Consider the following 16520-nt stretch of genomic DNA (forward strand, 5'->3'; position numbering starts at 1 on the left):
GTCAGATCCTCGCAAATAAAAGGGTGTATCGTAGCGCCAGGTCGTCAGCCATCCTGGCGCTGTCGCCGGTAGCGCATGAAAGCCGCAATGGCCGCGAGAATCAGCCACAGGTAAAGATTCGCCACCAGATCATCGAGCACGATTCCAACGCCACCGGCGACTCCCTCCAGCTGGGCTGCGGGGGGCGGTTTCAATCCATCCAGCACCCGGCTCGCGGCAAACGCACCGATCAGGATCGCCGGGTGCTTCGCAATGCCTTGGGCGACCACTGCGGCCGGAAACACCAGGAACTCATCTGCCACGATGCGGCTGTCGTCCTTGCCCCCCAGTGTGTCGGAGGCGATGTCGCAGATGGGCACGGCAACGATGATCAGGGCCAGCACCAGAATGCACTGAATCCCTCGCCTTTGCTGCACCACCAGCCAGGCAAGGGCGATTCCTGGTAGCGCACCCGCCGTACCCGGTAACCAGGTTGCATTGCCAAGACCGAAACCGGTGGCAAATGCTGTGATGTAGTGCTCCATAGGCTCCTGCATCCGTATAGGATAAAAGGGCGATAAATCTCTGGTGCTGAGGGCCGATTCCATGAGCGATCGCAAAGCACAACTTTACGATATTATCCGGGTCTGTGCGATCTGGCTGTTGATGTTGCTACCGGCCATGACCGCTTACGCCGATGACGACGCAAGGGCATGGAGTGCCCTTCGGGACGGCAGCGCGGTGCTGATGCTTCGCCATGCCCTGGCGCCGGGCACCGGGGATCCGGCGAATTTCACGCTGGGCGACTGCAGCACCCAGCGCAATCTGAACGAGCAGGGCCGTGAGCAGGCCCGGGCGTGGCGGTCCTATCTGGCAGGTCACGGCATTACCCGGGCCCGGGTCTACAGCAGCCAGTGGTGCCGGTGTATGGAGACGGCGAAGGGCATGGACGTGGGACCGGTGACGCCGTGGCCGGCGCTGAATTCGTTCTTCCGCAACCGCAGCGAAGGCGGTATGGCCACCAGAACGACCATCTCGCTGGTGAACGAACTGGATGCCGGAGCGCCGGTCATTCTGGTGTCCCATCAGGTCAATATCACCGCGCTGACCGGCGTGTATCCGGCGTCAAATGAGGGCGTCATCATTGCGCTGCCGTTGTCCGATAATCCCACGGTGCTGGCGCGGGTGACGCCGGGGAGCTGACCGGGCTGGCGCGCGAGGTGGCGTAACTCTGCTAAAATGCGGCAATCTTCAGCACCATCACAGGAACGTCGCCATGTCTCAGCTCCCACCTTGCCCCCAGTGCCAGTCCGGATACGCCTATGAAGACGGCGCTCAACTGGTGTGCCCGGAATGTGGTCACGAATGGAGCGAGGCTGAGGCGGCCGCTGCGGACGCCGGGAAAGTCATCCGCGACGCCAATGGGAATGAGCTGCAGGACGGTGACACCGTCTCCGTCATCAAGGACCTGAAGATCAAGGGCTCCAGTGCGGTGGTCAAGGTGGGCACCAAGGTGAAGAACATCCGTCTGGTGGACGGCGATCACGACATCGACTGTAAGATCGATGGTATTGGTGCCATGAAGCTGAAGTCGGAGTTTGTAAAAAAGGTGTGATGGGCGCCGTTATCAAGCGGCGCCCTGAACCTGCTGATCAAGCTGTCGGGTCATTGCTGGCTCCAGTTTCAGAGCGTTTGCCAATTGGTCGAGCCACGCTCGCTCCATCGGATTCTGGTCGTCAATCATGATGGCGCTGACCAGATAAATTTCACGGCTAGCCTGGGGTGAATCCGCGCTTTGCGCCAATACAGAGGCGTCCAGCGGGGCATCAAATTGCTGTTGTATCCACGCGTGCAGTTCGTCATCCGGACCCAGCTTCTCGATTTCCTGCGTCAAGACAGCCCGTTCCTGGGCATCAACATGGCCATCCGCACGGGCTGCCATGATCATGGCTTGCAGGATCTCCAGTCCGCGCCGTTCCTGGGCCTGTCCCTGCAGCTGTTCAATCGGTTGACCCTGGCCTGCGTTCGCAGGTTGCTCACCGGTACCGCTCTGATAATTCTGATAGGCTTTCCATGCCAGCACGCCCACACCGGCGAGCGCACCGTATTTGAGCGCTTTGCCGCCCATCTTGCGGCCGCGTTTGGATCCCAGCATCATCCCCAGCGCGCCACCGCCAAGCAGGCTTTTCACATCCACACCACTGCCGCCGCTCTGGCCTCCGCCGAGTTGGGAGCTGACGCCCTGGACCATCTTGTTAAGATCCATCCCGCCGGTTGAACCCGAGCCCTGCTGGCCGCTGCCAGAGGCCTGTTGCATGATCTGATTCAGTACGTTCATCACGTTCATGGTGGTGCTCCTTTAAAAGAGGTGACCAACCCATTCTAGACGTCTCGATCCGTGAGTTTCATTAAGCCGCTGTTAGCCGGGACCAGGCGTTGTGTTTCCGGCCCGGGACCATCATCATAACCAACCAGATGCCGAATGAAGCGAGAACCCATGACACTGGCCAGAACCCTTGCCGCAAGCCTGTTGATGGCCTGCAGCGCCCTGAACATTGCCCCAGCCATCGCCCACGACCATGCCGGGGGCAGCGTTACGATCGATCACCCCTGGAGCCGACCCACGCCGCCGGGCTCACCCATGGGCGTGGGCTATCTGACGATCAGCAACAGCGGAGACAGTGACATCACCCTGACCAGCGCCGAGACGCCGAGAGCGGCCCAGGTGTCGATCCACCAGAGCACCATGAACAACGGCGTGATGAGCATGCGTCCCTTGAAGAATGGGTTGCTGATTCCGGCTGGCAACACCGTGGAGCTCAAGCCCCATGGCTATCATCTTATGCTGGAGAAGCTCGAAGAGCCGCTGAAAGAGGGGGAACGCATTCCGTTGACATTGCGCTTCGATGGCGCGAAATCAATAAAAGTGGAGTTACAGGTTGAATCCCTTGATGGCGCCTCCCCGACGGAGCACTCGGACACGAAGATGCAGAAGCATGGTCATCACTGACCAGCTCAACGCTCCTTGTCTTCGGCGCTTTCCTCGGCTTCCAGCTCCGCTTTGCGTTCCTGGATTTTCTTCATCTTCTCGTCAGAGATGCGGAACTTGCCGGCACTGTCTCGCAGCATGAACAGGCTGCCGAGCACCAGGCCGATGGCCAGTAAAATGAATACCCATCCGATTAACGGCATGTGTGTCTCCCTGATCCATCGGGTTTCTTTCATATTGGACCACGACCGTAAGACATCACAACCAGATTCCGGTAAATCACGTTATGTCCTTCTCCCGTATTTATGATCAGGCCAGTGCCCGAAAGGGCGGTGAGGCGACCCTGCGAGCCATGCTGCCCCGGGTAGCTGAACCCGGTGAACTGGCATCACTGGGGGACGATCGTTATCTGTCCGAGCTAACCCGCTGCATCTTCAAGGCGGGGTTCGTGTGGCGGGTGATTGAGCGGAAATGGCCGGATTTCGAAGCGGCGTTCAAGGGTTTTGTGCCGCTCTACTGGCAGCAGGTGCCGCCGGAAGTGCTTGAGGAACTGGCGCGGGACGAGCGGATTGTTCGCAACATGCAGAAGATCCGCACCGTGCCGGAGAATGCCAGGATGATAGTCGATACAGCCCGGGAGCACGGCGGCTTTGGCACCTTTCTGGCGAGCTGGCCCTCAGAGGATCAGGTGGGCCTGCTGCTCTGGCTCAAGCGCAACGGCGCCCGTCTGGGTGGCAATTCCGCGCAGTATTTCCTGCGTCGGGTGGGCTGGGACGGATTTATTCTCTCCGGGGATGTGGTTGCCGCGTTGCGGCGGGAGGAGTTGCTGGATGCCTCGCCCGGCAGCAAGAAAGCGCTGCTCCAGGCGCAACAGGCCTTTACCCGCTGGCACCAGGAAACCGGGCTGCCCTACAGCCACCTGTCCCGCATACTGTCTTATACCGTTGGGGACTGACGTCACCGCGATTCCACACGGGTAACCTTGCCGTTTCGGAGGGTTACCACCTGTCGGAACTGGTTACTGGAGAAATCGTAAAGCCACTCCTGCACAAGCACCGGCTGCGCGGTTTGCCAATGGTTGGAATACTGGCGCTGCGGCGGGAAGCGCCATTCCACATTTTTCGACACCGGGCTGCCGCAGCGGGCAATCAGTTCGTACTCGTTGGTGGTCTGCCTGAGCGTCCGCGGGTTGCACTGGCCGTCTTGTGGCGGGTGGAAACCGTAGCCCAGACTTTCAACGCCCGCCAACTTTCCGTTGCGAAATACCAGTCGCTGAATGAACCGATGGGGGCCGCGGTTGTAGTACCAGTGCTCTTCGGTTTGTACCACGCCCAGCCCCGGAATGGTCGCGGTTGGGTATTCCGCGACATAGTCCGGCGTGCCGCAACGCTCTTCTACCTCAATCGGCCAGTCGCCCTCGCTCACCAGCGAGGACCCGCAGCGCAGGGCTCCCTGTGTGCTCTGGGCAGCAACGCCGAGGGTCAGCAGTACTATGAAAAGCCGGTATCTGATCATAGGGTTGGGCCAATGTTTGTTTCCCGATACTGATACTTTACTCCCGGAGGCGATCGACGGCTTCCGTTTACACGATTTTTACCGTGCCCGGCCCGGGTGGGTATCGGGCTGCAGCGGATCAAATTGGTAAAAGGCGAACAGTGCCCGGTAGACCTCGGGTTGCGCCTCCTGCAGATGCTGCGGCTGCTGAAAGTAGGCTTCGGTGAGCACGGCAAAGAACTCGGCCGGTGCGCTGGCACCGTAGGGATCGAGCCAGGCCGGCTGGTGGTGTTGCAGTGTTTCCTGCAGTTGCTGATAGGCTTCGCTCATGGTGCGTTGCCAATGCCGGGCCTGATCACCGCTCAGGGGTGGCGCGCCATCGGCGCTGCCGTCCAGGTAATCCAGCTGATGGGCAAACTCGTGGAGGATAACGTTGTGCTCACCCTGCGGGTTGACTGCCCCGGACTCACATTCGGACCATGCAAGTACGACCTGGCCGTGGCCTGAAGCCTCACCGGCACGGATCTCATGATTCACGCTGACCACCGTACCGTCGTCTTCCTCCTGTTCCACCCGGTAGCTGCTCGGGTACACCAGGATGCTGCGCACATCGTCAAAGTCGGAGTAGGGGCGGGCGAGAACCAGCAGGCACGCATGGCCGGCGATGGTCACCCGAACGGTGTCGTCCACCTCAAACCCGTCACAGCCATAAAAGGGCTTCTCGGAGAGAAACAGCTGGACCCGTTGTTCCAGCTGTTTCCGCCCTCGCTCGGGCAATCTGGAATAGAGGGGAACCTGCCGGGAAAGCAGAGAGCGCCAGGCATCCGGGAAGGCTTTATTCAGCTCGCGGTCACGGCGCCACTGGCGGTAAAAGAACAGCCGGAAGACCGCCAGTGCGATGAGGGCCAGGGCAAAAACAGCGTAAATGACGGCGGACGACATGGCTCAAACCGCTTGCCGGAGCGTGTCGAACAACTCTCTGGCACTCCAGCTGCGCGGCTCTTGCTCACAGTGGTGGACAAGCTCCACCAGTTTCCGGTTGACCGGTGCTTGCTGCCCCAGCTTTTCAGCCAGTTTCATCACTTCTCCGTTGATCCAGTCGATTTCCGTGGGCCGTCCGGCCTGCAGGTCTTCCCACATCGAGGAACGGGCGACCGGGTCTATGGTGAGCATCTTCCGGGCGAGCCGCGAGAACAACCAGTCCGGCGAGGCCATCAACGGCGGAATCAGGGCCATCGGCAAGCCGGTCAGTTTCACCGTCGGGATGCCGGCCGTTTTCAGCAGTCGCAGGGTTTCGCGTTGGGCCATCGCCAGGCAGCGGCGGTAATCGCGTTGTGACAGCTCTTCCAGCAACGGTACGCAGGAAAGGGCGTTAATGGGGTTGTTCAGATTCAGTAGCAGCTTGGACCACATGACCGATTCGATATCGTCCCGTGGCTCCAGGGGGATGCCGGCTTTTTCGAACCAGGGCAGGGCGGCTTCAAGGGCCGGGTGCCGTTGGGCCATCAGGTGGCCCTCGGTGCCCTGGTGAAAATGTCCGGGCTGCTGTTGCAGCACATTGAACGGCACCATGCCGGCGAGCACAGTGGCGCCGGGCATCGCTGACTGAAGCTGTGCCGCATTGGAAATGCCATTTTGCAGGCTCACCACCGGCGTGCCTTTGGCCACCCAGGGAGCCAGCTGTTCTCCCGCCTCGCGGGTGGCGGCAGATTTGACGGTAACGAGGATCAGGTCGGCGCCAGCGGCGACGTCCGCCGAGGTGACGTAGCGATGCTCAGCAAGTTGGCAGCCTGCGCGAAACCCCAGGTAATCGGTCACCACTAACGGAGTGTGCTGGAGTACCGCCTGCAGTCTCGGCCGGCCGACCATCACCACATCCGCGCCGGCAGACAGCAGCCGGCCACCGAGGTAACAGCCGACGCTGCCGGCTCCAAATATAACGATTCGTAATGGATCTGTGGTCACAGGTTGGGCCTTATTCCGGTGTCATTTGTTATTCTGTATGTCGCCGTTGGCAGCAGTGCAAGGCCATTCTGGCCCGGCTGCCTCGGGGATGCCATACTTCCGACCCTTTTTTGACGAACAGGATGACAACTCCTATGGCCCGTTTTGAACTGCTGGGTACGGCGACCATTCCGGGCAAAGGCACGCAGCTGCGGTTGCTTCAGCGCAATGATGAGTTCGCCATCAAGATTGCCGGCACCACCGGTGAGCTGATGAATAGTCGCCTCCACGGTTCCGAGGATGCGCTGGCCACACTGGCCTGCGAGCGCATTGCGGATCATCCTGCACCGAGGGTGCTGATTGGTGGCCTGGGTATGGGGTTTACGCTCGCCGCGGCGCTTCAGGCACTGGGGGACACCGCCGAGGTGACGGTTGCCGAGCTGGTTCCGGAGGTGGAAAGCTGGAATCGCGGGCCGCTGGGGGCTGCCGCCGGCTATCCCTTGCTGGATCCACGGGCGCGGGTGCATCTGGGGGATGTAGTGCAGCTGATCAGAGACTCCGCCAACACCTACGATGCCATTCTCCTGGACATTGATAATGGCCCCGAGGGGCTGACCCGCAAGGAGAATGACTGGCTCTACACCACTGCGGGCGTGGAAGCGGCACAGGCCGCACTCAGGCCGGATGGCATTCTGGCGTACTGGTCCGCCGGTCAGGATCCGTCGTTCACCGAGCGGCTCAAGCGGGCGGGGTTGTCAGTGGATCCGGTCACGGTACGGGCGCATCGTCCCGGCAAGGGCGCACGCCATGTGATCTGGCTGGCGTGGTGAGCAGGAACGCCCTCGGTGTCAGCCAGCCGAGACGAAAGCCGAGAGTTCCGACTACTATTTATGGAAGAGGTACAGAAAAGGCTAAAGCTCAGAGTTCTTGATCGTGTACCCAGGGCAAAGGGACAACTCCATGGAAAACCAGGATAGCGAAGCGCCATCACGGAAAAAGGTCTGGCAAGGTCACGTCAATGTCAGGGACGCTGCGTTGGTCGTGCTGGCCACTGTGGCCACCATCTATTTTATCGACTGGGCCGCCGCTATTTTATTGCCATTGGTCGTGGCGGTGCTGGTGTCGTACGCGCTTGATCCTCTGGTGTCGGCGCTTGAAAAGCTGCACATTCCCCGCGCAATCGGTGCCGGGCTGGTGCTGCTCTCGCTTCTGGCGATGATGGCTGCCGCCAGCATTCCGTTGCAGCGCGAAGCCATGGCAATGCTCGACAAGATTCCGTTGGCGGCGCAAAAAATCGAACAGATCCGTTCCCGCTCTCCGGTCGCCGATGAAGAGGACATGCTTGAAAAGGCGGAAAAGGCGGTCAAGGAAATCGAGTCAACCACCAAAAGCGAAGAAGATGAGGATGAATCCAGGCCTGGCGTAACCCCGGTGCGCGTCGTGGAGGATTCGTTCAGCCTGAGGGATTATTTGATGCAGGGGGCCTCGGCCTTACTGCTGCTGGTCTCGCAACTGTTTTCGGTGCTGTTCCTGGTGTACTTTCTGCTCGCCATTGGCAAGCTCTACCGTCGCAAGGTCATACGACTTTCCGGCCCCTCGTTTCAGCGGATGCGCAATGCGGCAAGGCTGATGAATGATTTCCACTACCAGGTTCGCCAGTTTCTGTTTGTCATGCTGGTCGGTGCCTTGTTCGTCGGTCTGGTGACCTGGCTGGCGTTCCTCGCCCTGGGGGTAGAGGAGGCCGGTTTGTGGGGGGTTGCGGCGGGAGTGGCCAGCGGCATTCCCTACCTGGGTCCCTTCCTGGTCTTTATCGGCGTTGGCCTTGCGGCCTTTCTGCAATTTGGAACGGTGGACATGGCACTCATTGTTGCACTGATTTCGCTGGTCATTACCAGTATTCAGGGCTATCTGATGACCCCGTGGATGACCAGCCATGTGTCCAGTCTGAACACGGTCTCCATTTTCATCGGGCTGCTGTTCTGGGGCTGGATCTGGGGACCGGTTGGTCTGATTATCGCCACGCCGATTTTGATGATCATCAAATCGCTGTGTGATCACGTTGGCGACCTGAGGCCGGTGGGGGAGCTTCTGGGCAAGTAAAAACGAAAAAAGGCAGCCGAAGCTGCCTTTTTCTATGCATTGCCTGTTATTTACAGAGCAACAACATTTTCCGCCTGAGGACCTTTCTGGCCCTGAGTCACGGTGAAATCAACCTGCTGGCCTTCTGCCAGAGTCTTGAAGCCGCCGCCCTGAATGGCGCTGTAGTGAACAAAAACGTCCGGGCCGCCTTCACGAGTGATAAAGCCAAAACCTTTCGATTCGTTGAAGAACTTAACAGTACCGGTAACAGTAGACATAGTTTAACTATCCTGAATTCAAATATTTTATGTGCCGTCTGGTCATCAGCGTGATGACAGATCAGCGGTTTGCGGGAAACAAAAAACTTGCGTGGTCAAAAACAGGACGTTGCACTACGAATAAACTACAGAGAAGCGTCTTATTGATGAAATGCTTTGCTAAATCTTTCCAACGACCGCCACTGTACTCCTGCCCGACGGGAATGCAAAGCTATTTCTTATAGGCAATAACCAGCACGTCCGGGTAGGGGGGGGCAAAGGAGGCTCGATGAAGTTCATTTTCGAAGTGCGCATCCGCGAGGGCCATACCGCCGAGGAGTACGCCGACGCCTGGGTGCGCGCCAGTGAGTTGATACAGCAGGCTCCCGGCGCCCGGGGAACGGAGCTGCACCGCAAGATAGGGGATCCGCAGGCACTGATCGCTATCGCCACCTGGGACAGCAAGGCCGCCCGGGACGCGATGGAGAAAGATAAAGACCCACGGATCGGCGAGATTATCCGCAGTGCGGCGCCCTTTGTGGACATCCGCCCGCTGGGTGAGTTTGAGGAGCCGGAGTGGGTGGTGCTTCCGCCTGGCACCACCCAAAACCCGAGCTAGGATTCGTGGAACTGCTTCTCGATCCGTGAGCCAATCTCGGGGTCGATGTTTTTCCAGTACTCGAACGCACGCTGCAGAACCGGCTTTGATACGCCGTCCTTCAGGTGGCCCACCACGTTGGATACCAGTCGCTCCCGCGCCTGATCGTCCATGACGTCGTTGATCAGTGCCCTGGGCTGGCTGAAATCGTCGTCATCCCGGCGCAGGGTGTAGGCGGAACGCACCATGTCACCGCTGGTGTGCCAGGTGGAATCGGTGGGGTAGCGATCACCGTCGGCACTGGGGCCGCCCTTGGAGTTGGGCGCATACACCGGGTCAGCCACCTTCTGCACCCGCATGGCGCCGTCCTTGGTGTAGCTGTGAACCGGGGCGACGGGGGAGTTGACCGGAATCTGCTTGTAGTTCACCCCCAGGCGGGCGCGGTGAGCGTCCGCATAGGAGAACACGCGGGCCAGCAGCATCTTGTCGGGGCTGATGCCGATACCCGGCACCAGGTTGTTCGGTTCAAAGGCCGCCTGCTCGATCTCGGTGTGGTGATCGGTCGGGTTGCGATTCAGCGTGAGCCTGCCGACCTTGATCAGCGGATAATCCCCGTGGGGCCACACCTTGGTCAGGTCGAAGGGGTTGTAGCGGTAGGTCTCCGCGTCGTCGAACGGCATGATCTGCATGTACAGCGTCCAGCTCGGGCAATCGCCCTTGCTGATGGCGTCGAACAGGTCGCGGGTGTGGTAGTCCGCATCGGCACCGGCCAGGTGATCGGCTTCGTCCTGGGTCAGAAAGTCGATGCCCTGGTCGGTCTTGAAATGGTACTTCACCCAGAATTTCTCGCCCTGGGCGTTCACCCACATGTACGTGTGGCTGGAATAGCCGTTCATATGGCGCCAGGTTTTCGGAATGCCCCGGTCGCCCATCAGCCAGGTGACCTGGTGGGCGGATTCCGGCGACAGCGTCCAGAAATCCCACTGCATGTCGTGGTCGCGCAGGTTCGAATCGGCCCGGCGCTTCTGTGAGCGGATGAAGTGCTGGAATTTCATCGGGTCTCGCACGAAGAACACCGGGGTGTTGTTCCCCACCATGTCGTAGTTGCCTTCGGGGGTGTAGAACTTGATGGAAAAGCCGCGGGGATCCCGCCAGGTATCGGGGCTGCCGCGCTCGCCGGCGACGGTGGAAAATCGCATGACCACATCGGTTTTGGTGCCGGGCTGGAATACCGCGGCCCTGGTGTATTTTCTGACGTCATCGGTCACTTCGAAGTAACCGAAGGCACCGCTGCCCTTGGCGTGGGGCTGACGCTCGGGAATACGTTCGCGGTTGAAATTGGCCATCTGCTCAATGAGGTAGTGGTCGTGCAGCAGCAATGGGCCGTCGGGGCCAACGGAAAGGGAATGTTCGTCGCTGGCAACCGGAATACCCGCATCGTTGGTGGTCGGCTTTTGGTCCTTGTTCGCCATTTTGCATCTCCTCGTTCGTGATCAGGTACGATCGGGATACTGCGTGTCGGTCACTTCCCACCTGTGTTGGGTCAAACCACTTAATGCTCGCCCCCAACGCCTGGTTCGTCAAGGTGGGCGACGGCAGCGTGAACATGGTTTAATCTGCCCCCTGAGCTGAACCCGAATCGCAGAAAATAAAGGAGCGCCGCGTGGCAGATCTTGCGACTTACCAGAGCTTTTCCGTTGAAGTCTCCAATCACATCGCCCATGTGCAATTCAGCCGCCCGGAAGCGCTGAACACCATGAACAAGGCGTTCTGGCTGGAGCTGCCCCGCTGCATGCAGGATATTGAGGCCAACACCGACGCGCGGGTGATCGTGATTTCCTCCACCGGAAAGCATTTTTCCGCCGGGATGGACCTGGGCGTGTTCAGCGATTCCAAGGCGGTTCCCATGAGCGGGGATCCCGGACGTATGGCGGAGAACCTGCGCCGGGTTGTTTTGCAGTTACAGGACACCCTGACATCGCTGGAAAAGATTCGCCTGCCGGTTCTGGCCGCCATCCATGGTGGCTGCATCGGCGGTGCCCTGGATCTGGTTTGCGCGGCGGATAGCCGTTACTGCACCGAAGACGCCTATTTCACCATCAAGGAAACCGAGCTGGGCATGACCGCGGACGTCGGCACCCTTCAGCGTCTGCCCAAACTGATGCCGGAAGGCGTGGTTCGCGAGTTGGCCTACACCGGGCGTAAATTCTCTGCCGAAGAGGCCCGTAGCCTCGGCTTCGTGAATTCCGTCTACGCCGATCAGGACGCCATGCTGGCTGCGGTCATGGAGATAGCGGGCCAGATTGCCGCCAATTCACCCCTGGCGGTCACCGGCTGCAAGGAAATGCTCAACTACAGCCGTGATCACAGCGTAGAGGACAGCCTGAGGTACATGGCAACCTGGCAAGCCGGTATGTTCCGCCCCACCGATATGATGAAAACCTTCCAGGCCAAGGCCCAGAAGCAGGCGCCGCAGTACGATGCGCTGTTTCCGGTGAAGCCACTGTTTGATCAGTAAATGGCACTGAGGAATCGGCGAGGATCGGGTATTTCCCCAACGGCCGCCCTGATGTTCCAGGGCGGCATTGGCGTGCTCGGCCTGGTTGCCATTCTGGTTTTAGGGATTCCCGTATTACTCCACGGACCGGGCCTTTGGCCGAGCATTCTCTACGGGGTGTTCGGCGCGGCTGCCACCTACGCCGTATTGCTGGTGCTGACGCGGGTGCCGGGCCTGTTTCCGGAAAACCTCGAGCGTCAGATGCAGGGCTTGTATGAATTTGCCGCCGGCTATTCGCCGGCGGTGCTGATCCTGTTGTCCCTGTTGGCGGGTATTGGCGAGGAACTGTTGTTCCGCGGCGCATTGCAGGGCTGGCTGATGGCGCACACCGATGCGGTGACAGCGGTGATGGTGGCATCGGTGCTGTTCGGACTGGTGCACTATGTGTCCTTCACCTATTTTCTGGTCGCCACCGGCCTTGGTGTCATACTCGGGACGGCTTATGTGTTGTCCGAAAGCCTGGCGATGGTGATGATCTGGCACGCCGTCTACGACATGATCGCCCTTTACTGCCTGCTCCGGTTTCCGCGGTGGTTTGGTGTCAGGGGCTGAACGTGGCAGCCGAGCGTATGGCGTTGGTCAGGCGGTCCATGACGCCGCCGCCGTGACGCCAGAAATGCCAATATAGCTGCACTTCCAGGGTTTGGGAGGGCGCGATGCTCACCAACCTCTCGGCCTCAAGTTCCGGGCCTGCCTGAATCGCCGGAATCATGCCGTACCCCATGCCGGCCAGTGCCAGTTTTACGAACCCTTCCGAGGAAGGGCAGAGGTGGTGGGGAAAAGTACCATGGTACCCGCACTGGGCCAGAAATCTGTGTTGCAGCTGGTCATTCGGCCCAAAGACAATTGCGGGGGCGTGTTGCAGGCGGGTTTCGGACAGGCCGTCTGCAAAAAAACGCTGAACGTACTCCGGAGTTGCCAGTGGCATATAGGTCATGGTGCCGATCGGAACACAGCGGGCACCCGCAACCGGTTGGGAACTGCTGCAGAGGCAGGCGGCCACGTCTCCTTCACGCATCCGGCGCAGACCGATGTCCTGATCCTCTATAACCAGATCCAGCAACAGGCCCTCAGCCGTACAGAAGTCGCCAACGGCTGCTGCCCACCAGGTCGCAAGGCTATCCGCGTTCAGGGCAATGCGCAGCCGCGCGGCGGGTTCTGAGAGCGCCGGAATGGATCTGGCCAGGTCCCGCTCCAGCAGCTGTACCTGTTGAACGTGATTGAGCAGGCGTTGCCCGGCCGGCGTCGCTCGCGGTACCGGATTACGAACCAGCACTGGCTGGCCCAGCCGGATCTCCAGCGTGCGGATCCGTTGGGAAATGGCGGACTGGCTCAGGCCCAGCAACGCGCCGGCACGCTCGAACCCGCCAGTCTCAATGACAGTCGCCAGCGCCTCCAGAAGTTTATAGTCAATCATAAGCAAAAGTGATGCAGCATTAACAAGATGAATTTTAAGTATAGCGTTTGCCGGATATGCTTGCGCTATTGAATAAGGAGTTTGCAACGTGCTGGAGAGTTACCTGACCGGTCTGATCGTGTGTGGCGGCATCATCATCGCCATCGGCGCCCAGAATGCCTACGTGCTGAGCCAGGCAATCCGCCGCGAACACCATTGGTGGTCGGCGGGGTTGTGCATGGTGGCGGATGTCACCCTGTTCACCCTGGGCATGTTTGGTGTCAGCGCCGCCCTGATGGCCATGCCCGAGGCTCTGGAGATCCTGCGCTGGCTGGGCGTTGTTTTCCTCGGCTGGCTGGCCCTTCAGGCCTTCGTTCGCGCCGGCCGTGGCAGGGCGGCACTGGAAGCCGGTGAAGTCACGAAGCGGAGCCTGAAAGGGGTGCTGTTTACCACCCTCGCGGTTACTTTGCTGAACCCCCAGGTGTATCTCGACACCCTGCTGCTGATACCGGCGGTGGGGGCTCAGCAGGAAGACGCCACCACCTTTGTCGCTGGCGCCAGCAGCGCTTCCGTCCTCTGGTTCGGGATGCTGGCGTGGGGCGGCTCTGCGCTAGCGCCGGTGCTGTCACGCCCGGTGGCCTGGCGGCTCATTGATGGCGTGATCGGTCTGATGATGGCCGCCATCGCCATTCACCTTGCCGTCGGGGGCGGGATCTAGAATTCAAACGATCGTATGAATTCTCTTGCAAAAAGGGCACTCCGGCTGGAACATAGCTTGCTATCCGGGGATTGACCCATCGTTCTGTGATCCGAGGAGCACCCATGAATTCCACCATCCGCCGCTGGTTTGCCAGTGCCGGCGCCATGCGCCGCTTCCTGTCCACCTTTGCTCCTTACCTCGGTGCCGGGGTCAAAGTGACCCACATCGCCGAGGATTTCAGTTCCGCCACCGTCGAACTGAGACAGCATTGGTATAACACCAACTACGTGGGCACCCACTTCGGCGGCTCGCTGTACAGCATGGCGGACCCCATGTACATGTTGCTGCTGATGCGGCAGCTGGGTAATGACTACATCGTGTGGGACAAGTCGGCGAGTATCGATTTCATCCGCCCCGGTAAAGGCACGGTATCGGCTCACTTCGAGCTGCCTCCGGAGCGTGTTGAGGAAATCCGCGCGGCCACCGCGGATGGCGACAAGATGCTGCCGGAATGGAACGTGGATGTTGTTGACGAAACCGGGGAACTGGTCGCGCGGGTGCACAAGGTGTTGTACGTACGCCGCAAGCGGAGTTGATTAACGCCGCTGCAGAGGCTTGTCAGAAACGCACGGCCAGCCCGGCGGCGGCCTCCACCTGAAAATACCCGTTGCTCTCGAAGCGAATGTCACAGCCGCCGGAGCAGAACACCGAACCGCCGCTGTCCAGTACCGTGTAGATGCCTCGCAGGTCCAGTCGCAGGCGGAGGTGCTCGTTAACCGCAAACTTGTATCCGCCGCCAATGGACAGGGAAGCCCGGTGGTCGGCATCCAGGCCAGATGGTTTCGGGTCGAGCCGGGTAACCCCGGCGACACCTGATACAAACCCGCCGGTCATCTGGCCTCCCGGGAAATACAGCCCGCCGAACTGCAGCTGGGTAATGGTGACATCCACACGGTCTCTGGCGGGGGTCAGCAGGCCATCGGAAAGTTCCGCCGTTGTGTCCTGCCGGCCCAGGTAAAGCTCAAGCTGCTTGCCGGGCTCCGCCAGATCCACGTTCAGAACGATGCCATAACTCTCCGTGTCTTTCAGATCCACCTGACCCTCGGAATCGTCAGAGCGGTCGCTGGTGTCAAACTCGCCGCCCATGCGAAAGCCGGCAAAAGGCATGAGTTCCGTATCCGCGGCTGCGGGCAGGCTCAGGGGCAGGGCGATGATCACACCGCAGAGAAACCGCAGATATCCCATGGTGGCAGTGCTCCGCAATCAGTCAAAGCGTCGGGCCTGAGTGAAGCGGCCTTTCCAGTAGTAACCGGTCATGGATGACTGGGTCACGCCCACAGACGTGGAGGCGTGGATGAACCGGTCACCGCCCATGTAAATACCGGCGTGCTGTTCTTTGCCGCCGATACGGAAGAAAACCACATCTCCGGGCTGGATGTTGCCCGGATGCACCTTGTCGCCGTAAGCGAGCATTTGCGAGGTGGTGCGGGGCAGTTGCCGCCCCAGTCCTTCCCGGTAGGCGGTGAGAATAAAACCGGAGCAGTCGAAACCGTTGGCCGTGGTTCCACCGTACTGATAAGGCGCGCCCTGGTAGCGCTCGAACACTTGCCAGAGCTTTTGGGCCTTGACGGATTCCTGAGTCTCCTGGGCGGGCAGATACACCGGCTCGCTGGCCTGGCCACTTTTCAGGCGCTGGTTACTGGCACAGCCGGCCAGCGTCAGAGCTGAAAGGCACAGAATGAGGATGTATCGGAACGGCGTACGCATGTTAAGACCCTGACGGTTTGTTCTTGCTTATCACTGTATTATTCATTCGGTGGCATGTCAGGTTACGGTTTATACGCGGCGAATCAGCTCGGCGGAGTCGTGCCTGGGGTTATTCACCTGATCAGACACCACATAGGCCTGCAGGTGGGTGGCGTCGAGGCGGTGGGTGGCCGCCCGTATACCGGGGCGCTCCGTGAGCGCTGGGTTCAGCCAGTCCCGCAGGCAATCAGGTTCAAGGACCACCGGCTGACGATCGTGGATGTGCTTCAGGGGCTCGCTTGCCGGTTCGGTAATGATGGCGCAGGCGGTGGTGTCATCGCCTTCCCGCGGGGTCCACAGACCGGCAAAGAACAAGGTTGAGTGCCGGGTGCTGTTGGCGGATGTGATGTAGTAAGGCGTCTTGGCGCCTTCGCTTTGTTTCCACTCATACCAGCCGTTGGCGGGAATCAGGCAGCGGTGCTCAGCAAAAGCGTCGCGGAAGTAAGCGGAGGTGGCTACGGTTTCTGCCCGGGCATTGATCGGCGTCGGGGCTTTTTTGCCCTCGGCCCACACCGGGCGAAACCCCCAGTGGGAGTGGGCCATGACCAGGGTGCCGTTCATCGTGCTGCGGATCATCGGAATACCAACGCCCGGGGGAATGTTGTAGCTGGGCCCGAACTTGCCATCCACCTCCATGCCTTCCGGAAAAAACTCAAGAATCAGGGTGTCTGGCGGGGTGTAGAAGGTGAAGCGTCCGCACATGGTCGTTGTCGCCTGTTGT

At 60.1% G+C, this 16520-nt stretch carries 23 protein-coding genes; 11 read left to right on the forward strand and 12 right to left on the reverse strand.

Annotation, left to right across the window (positions count from 1 at the left end):
* Positions 1-44: 44 nt before the first annotated feature.
* Positions 45-524 (reverse strand): phosphatidylglycerophosphatase A, encoded by a 480-nt coding sequence (locus DYI22_RS03190; RefSeq protein WP_213476595.1) that lies wholly within the window; start codon positions 522-524, stop codon positions 45-47.
* Positions 525-645: 121 nt separating this feature from the next.
* Here DYI22_RS03190 and DYI22_RS03195 point away from each other — a divergent pair, with 121 nt between their 5' ends.
* Positions 646-1182 (forward strand): histidine phosphatase family protein, encoded by a 537-nt coding sequence (locus tag DYI22_RS03195; protein WP_228300793.1) that lies wholly within the window; start codon positions 646-648, stop codon positions 1180-1182.
* Between the two features lie 73 nt (positions 1183-1255).
* On the forward strand, positions 1256-1594 hold the full coding sequence (locus tag DYI22_RS03200; protein WP_213476596.1) for a zinc ribbon domain-containing protein YjdM: 339 nt from the start codon (positions 1256-1258) through the stop codon (positions 1592-1594).
* Between the two features lie 12 nt (positions 1595-1606).
* Here DYI22_RS03200 and DYI22_RS03205 read toward each other — a convergent pair whose 3' ends face one another.
* Positions 1607-2326, reverse strand: a complete 720-nt coding sequence (locus DYI22_RS03205) for a tellurite resistance TerB family protein (protein WP_213476597.1) — start codon at positions 2324-2326, stop codon at positions 1607-1609.
* Positions 2327-2461: 135 nt separating this feature from the next.
* On the opposite strand from DYI22_RS03205, the gene DYI22_RS03210 reads away from it, so the two are divergent.
* Positions 2462-2989, forward strand: a complete 528-nt coding sequence (locus DYI22_RS03210) for a copper chaperone PCu(A)C (protein ID WP_213476598.1) — start codon at positions 2462-2464, stop codon at positions 2987-2989.
* Between the two features lie 5 nt (positions 2990-2994).
* Here DYI22_RS03210 and DYI22_RS03215 read toward each other — a convergent pair whose 3' ends face one another.
* A complete protein-coding gene (locus tag DYI22_RS03215) occupies positions 2995-3171 on the reverse strand; it encodes a DUF2897 family protein (RefSeq protein WP_213476599.1) in 177 nt (58 codons plus the stop codon).
* An 83-nt stretch (positions 3172-3254) separates the two neighbouring features.
* Here DYI22_RS03215 and DYI22_RS03220 point away from each other — a divergent pair, with 83 nt between their 5' ends.
* Positions 3255-3923, forward strand: a complete 669-nt coding sequence (locus DYI22_RS03220) for a DNA-3-methyladenine glycosylase I (protein ID WP_213476600.1) — start codon at positions 3255-3257, stop codon at positions 3921-3923.
* A 2-nt stretch (positions 3924-3925) separates the two neighbouring features.
* Here the strand turns inward: DYI22_RS03220 and DYI22_RS03225 are convergent, their stop codons facing one another.
* The 3 genes from DYI22_RS03225 to DYI22_RS03235 all read right to left on the reverse strand — a co-directional run bounded on the left by DYI22_RS03225 (position 3926) and on the right by DYI22_RS03235 (position 6427).
* The gene (locus DYI22_RS03225) at positions 3926-4483 is read right to left on the reverse strand and encodes a DUF2845 domain-containing protein (protein ID WP_213476601.1); all 558 of its coding nucleotides are present in this window, start codon (positions 4481-4483) and stop codon (positions 3926-3928) included.
* 78 nt (positions 4484-4561) lie between these two features.
* Positions 4562-5404, reverse strand: coding sequence for a zinc-dependent peptidase (locus tag DYI22_RS03230; RefSeq protein ID WP_213476602.1), 843 nt, complete (start codon positions 5402-5404; stop codon positions 4562-4564).
* A gap of 3 nt (positions 5405-5407) precedes the next feature.
* A complete protein-coding gene (locus DYI22_RS03235; RefSeq protein ID WP_213476603.1) occupies positions 5408-6427 on the reverse strand; it encodes a 2-dehydropantoate 2-reductase in 1020 nt (339 codons plus the stop codon).
* Between the two features lie 134 nt (positions 6428-6561).
* Here DYI22_RS03235 and DYI22_RS03240 point away from each other — a divergent pair, with 134 nt between their 5' ends.
* Both DYI22_RS03240 and DYI22_RS03245 read left to right on the forward strand, forming a co-directional pair.
* Positions 6562-7236 carry a spermidine synthase gene (locus DYI22_RS03240; RefSeq protein ID WP_213476604.1) on the forward strand — a complete coding sequence of 225 codons (675 nt, stop codon included), beginning with the start codon at positions 6562-6564 and terminating at the stop codon, positions 7234-7236.
* A 130-nt stretch (positions 7237-7366) separates the two neighbouring features.
* Entirely contained in the window at positions 7367-8506 is a 1140-nt protein-coding gene (locus DYI22_RS03245) for an AI-2E family transporter (RefSeq protein WP_213476605.1), read from the forward strand.
* Positions 8507-8556: 50 nt separating this feature from the next.
* On the opposite strand, the gene DYI22_RS03250 is transcribed toward DYI22_RS03245, so the two are convergent.
* Entirely contained in the window at positions 8557-8763 is a 207-nt protein-coding gene (locus DYI22_RS03250) for a cold-shock protein (protein WP_213476606.1), read from the reverse strand.
* Between the two features lie 268 nt (positions 8764-9031).
* Between DYI22_RS03250 and DYI22_RS03255 the strand changes: the two genes are divergently transcribed.
* Entirely contained in the window at positions 9032-9361 is a 330-nt protein-coding gene (locus tag DYI22_RS03255; RefSeq protein WP_213476607.1) for an antibiotic biosynthesis monooxygenase family protein, read from the forward strand.
* Here the strand turns inward: DYI22_RS03255 and DYI22_RS03260 are convergent.
* A complete protein-coding gene (locus tag DYI22_RS03260; RefSeq protein ID WP_213476608.1) occupies positions 9358-10812 on the reverse strand; it encodes a catalase in 1455 nt (484 codons plus the stop codon). The genes DYI22_RS03255 and DYI22_RS03260 overlap by 4 nt on opposite strands.
* A gap of 191 nt (positions 10813-11003) precedes the next feature.
* Here DYI22_RS03260 and DYI22_RS03265 point away from each other — a divergent pair, with 191 nt between their 5' ends.
* Both DYI22_RS03265 and DYI22_RS03270 read left to right on the forward strand, forming a co-directional pair.
* The gene (locus tag DYI22_RS03265) at positions 11004-11858 is read left to right on the forward strand and encodes a crotonase/enoyl-CoA hydratase family protein (RefSeq protein WP_213476609.1); all 855 of its coding nucleotides are present in this window, start codon (positions 11004-11006) and stop codon (positions 11856-11858) included.
* Positions 11859-12449 (forward strand): CPBP family intramembrane glutamic endopeptidase, encoded by a 591-nt coding sequence (locus DYI22_RS03270; protein ID WP_213476610.1) that lies wholly within the window; start codon positions 11859-11861, stop codon positions 12447-12449. It abuts the gene before it with no gap.
* Here the strand turns inward: DYI22_RS03270 and DYI22_RS03275 are convergent.
* A complete protein-coding gene (locus DYI22_RS03275; RefSeq protein ID WP_213476611.1) occupies positions 12439-13314 on the reverse strand; it encodes a LysR family transcriptional regulator ArgP in 876 nt (291 codons plus the stop codon). The two genes, DYI22_RS03270 and DYI22_RS03275, sit on opposite strands and share 11 nt — an antisense overlap.
* An 88-nt stretch (positions 13315-13402) precedes the next feature.
* Between DYI22_RS03275 and DYI22_RS03280 the strand changes: the two genes are divergently transcribed.
* Positions 13403-14011 (forward strand): LysE/ArgO family amino acid transporter, encoded by a 609-nt coding sequence (locus tag DYI22_RS03280; RefSeq protein ID WP_213476612.1) that lies wholly within the window; start codon positions 13403-13405, stop codon positions 14009-14011.
* Positions 14012-14115: 104 nt separating this feature from the next.
* Complete coding sequence (locus tag DYI22_RS03285; RefSeq protein WP_213476613.1) at positions 14116-14589, forward strand: DUF4442 domain-containing protein; 474 nt, start codon at positions 14116-14118, stop codon at positions 14587-14589.
* Positions 14590-14611: 22 nt separating this feature from the next.
* On the opposite strand, the gene DYI22_RS03290 is transcribed toward DYI22_RS03285, so the two are convergent.
* From DYI22_RS03290 to DYI22_RS03300, 3 genes are all read right to left on the reverse strand, one after another.
* Positions 14612-15238: a hypothetical protein gene (locus DYI22_RS03290; RefSeq protein ID WP_213476614.1), complete on the reverse strand. Its 627-nt coding sequence runs from the start codon at positions 15236-15238 to the stop codon at positions 14612-14614.
* 18 nt (positions 15239-15256) lie between these two features.
* A complete protein-coding gene (locus DYI22_RS03295; RefSeq protein ID WP_213476615.1) occupies positions 15257-15760 on the reverse strand; it encodes a C40 family peptidase in 504 nt (167 codons plus the stop codon).
* A gap of 69 nt (positions 15761-15829) precedes the next feature.
* On the reverse strand, positions 15830-16501 hold the full coding sequence (locus tag DYI22_RS03300; RefSeq protein ID WP_213476616.1) for an SOS response-associated peptidase: 672 nt from the start codon (positions 16499-16501) through the stop codon (positions 15830-15832).
* Between the last annotated feature and the right edge of the window lie 19 nt (positions 16502-16520).

Source organism: Marinobacter lipolyticus, assembly GCF_018424605.1.
GTDB lineage: Bacteria > Pseudomonadota > Gammaproteobacteria > Pseudomonadales > Oleiphilaceae > Marinobacter > Marinobacter lipolyticus_B.

Excerpts from the sequence above, each read along its gene's own strand:
- DYI22_RS03190 (WP_213476595.1), bottom strand. The coding sequence starts at position 524 with ATGGAGCACTACATCACAGCATTTGCCACCGGTTTCGGTCTTGGCAAT.
- DYI22_RS03195 (WP_228300793.1), top strand. The coding sequence starts at position 646 with ATGTTGCTACCGGCCATGACCGCTTACGCCGATGACGACGCAAGGGCA.
- DYI22_RS03200 (WP_213476596.1), top strand. The coding sequence starts at position 1,256 with ATGTCTCAGCTCCCACCTTGCCCCCAGTGCCAGTCCGGATACGCCTAT.
- DYI22_RS03205 (WP_213476597.1), bottom strand. The coding sequence starts at position 2,326 with ATGAACGTGATGAACGTACTGAATCAGATCATGCAACAGGCCTCTGGC.
- DYI22_RS03210 (WP_213476598.1), top strand. The coding sequence starts at position 2,462 with ATGAAGCGAGAACCCATGACACTGGCCAGAACCCTTGCCGCAAGCCTG.
- DYI22_RS03215 (WP_213476599.1), bottom strand. The coding sequence starts at position 3,171 with ATGCCGTTAATCGGATGGGTATTCATTTTACTGGCCATCGGCCTGGTG.
- DYI22_RS03220 (WP_213476600.1), top strand. The coding sequence starts at position 3,255 with ATGTCCTTCTCCCGTATTTATGATCAGGCCAGTGCCCGAAAGGGCGGT.
- DYI22_RS03225 (WP_213476601.1), bottom strand. The coding sequence starts at position 4,483 with ATGATCAGATACCGGCTTTTCATAGTACTGCTGACCCTCGGCGTTGCT.
- DYI22_RS03230 (WP_213476602.1), bottom strand. The coding sequence starts at position 5,404 with ATGTCGTCCGCCGTCATTTACGCTGTTTTTGCCCTGGCCCTCATCGCA.
- DYI22_RS03240 (WP_213476604.1), top strand. The coding sequence starts at position 6,562 with ATGGCCCGTTTTGAACTGCTGGGTACGGCGACCATTCCGGGCAAAGGC.
- DYI22_RS03245 (WP_213476605.1), top strand. The coding sequence starts at position 7,367 with ATGGAAAACCAGGATAGCGAAGCGCCATCACGGAAAAAGGTCTGGCAA.
- DYI22_RS03250 (WP_213476606.1), bottom strand. The coding sequence starts at position 8,763 with ATGTCTACTGTTACCGGTACTGTTAAGTTCTTCAACGAATCGAAAGGT.
- DYI22_RS03255 (WP_213476607.1), top strand. The coding sequence starts at position 9,032 with ATGAAGTTCATTTTCGAAGTGCGCATCCGCGAGGGCCATACCGCCGAG.
- DYI22_RS03260 (WP_213476608.1), bottom strand. The coding sequence starts at position 10,812 with ATGGCGAACAAGGACCAAAAGCCGACCACCAACGATGCGGGTATTCCG.
- DYI22_RS03270 (WP_213476610.1), top strand. The coding sequence starts at position 11,859 with ATGGCACTGAGGAATCGGCGAGGATCGGGTATTTCCCCAACGGCCGCC.
- DYI22_RS03275 (WP_213476611.1), bottom strand. The coding sequence starts at position 13,314 with ATGATTGACTATAAACTTCTGGAGGCGCTGGCGACTGTCATTGAGACT.
- DYI22_RS03285 (WP_213476613.1), top strand. The coding sequence starts at position 14,116 with ATGAATTCCACCATCCGCCGCTGGTTTGCCAGTGCCGGCGCCATGCGC.
- DYI22_RS03290 (WP_213476614.1), bottom strand. The coding sequence starts at position 15,238 with ATGGGATATCTGCGGTTTCTCTGCGGTGTGATCATCGCCCTGCCCCTG.
- DYI22_RS03295 (WP_213476615.1), bottom strand. The coding sequence starts at position 15,760 with ATGCGTACGCCGTTCCGATACATCCTCATTCTGTGCCTTTCAGCTCTG.
- DYI22_RS03300 (WP_213476616.1), bottom strand. The coding sequence starts at position 16,501 with ATGTGCGGACGCTTCACCTTCTACACCCCGCCAGACACCCTGATTCTT.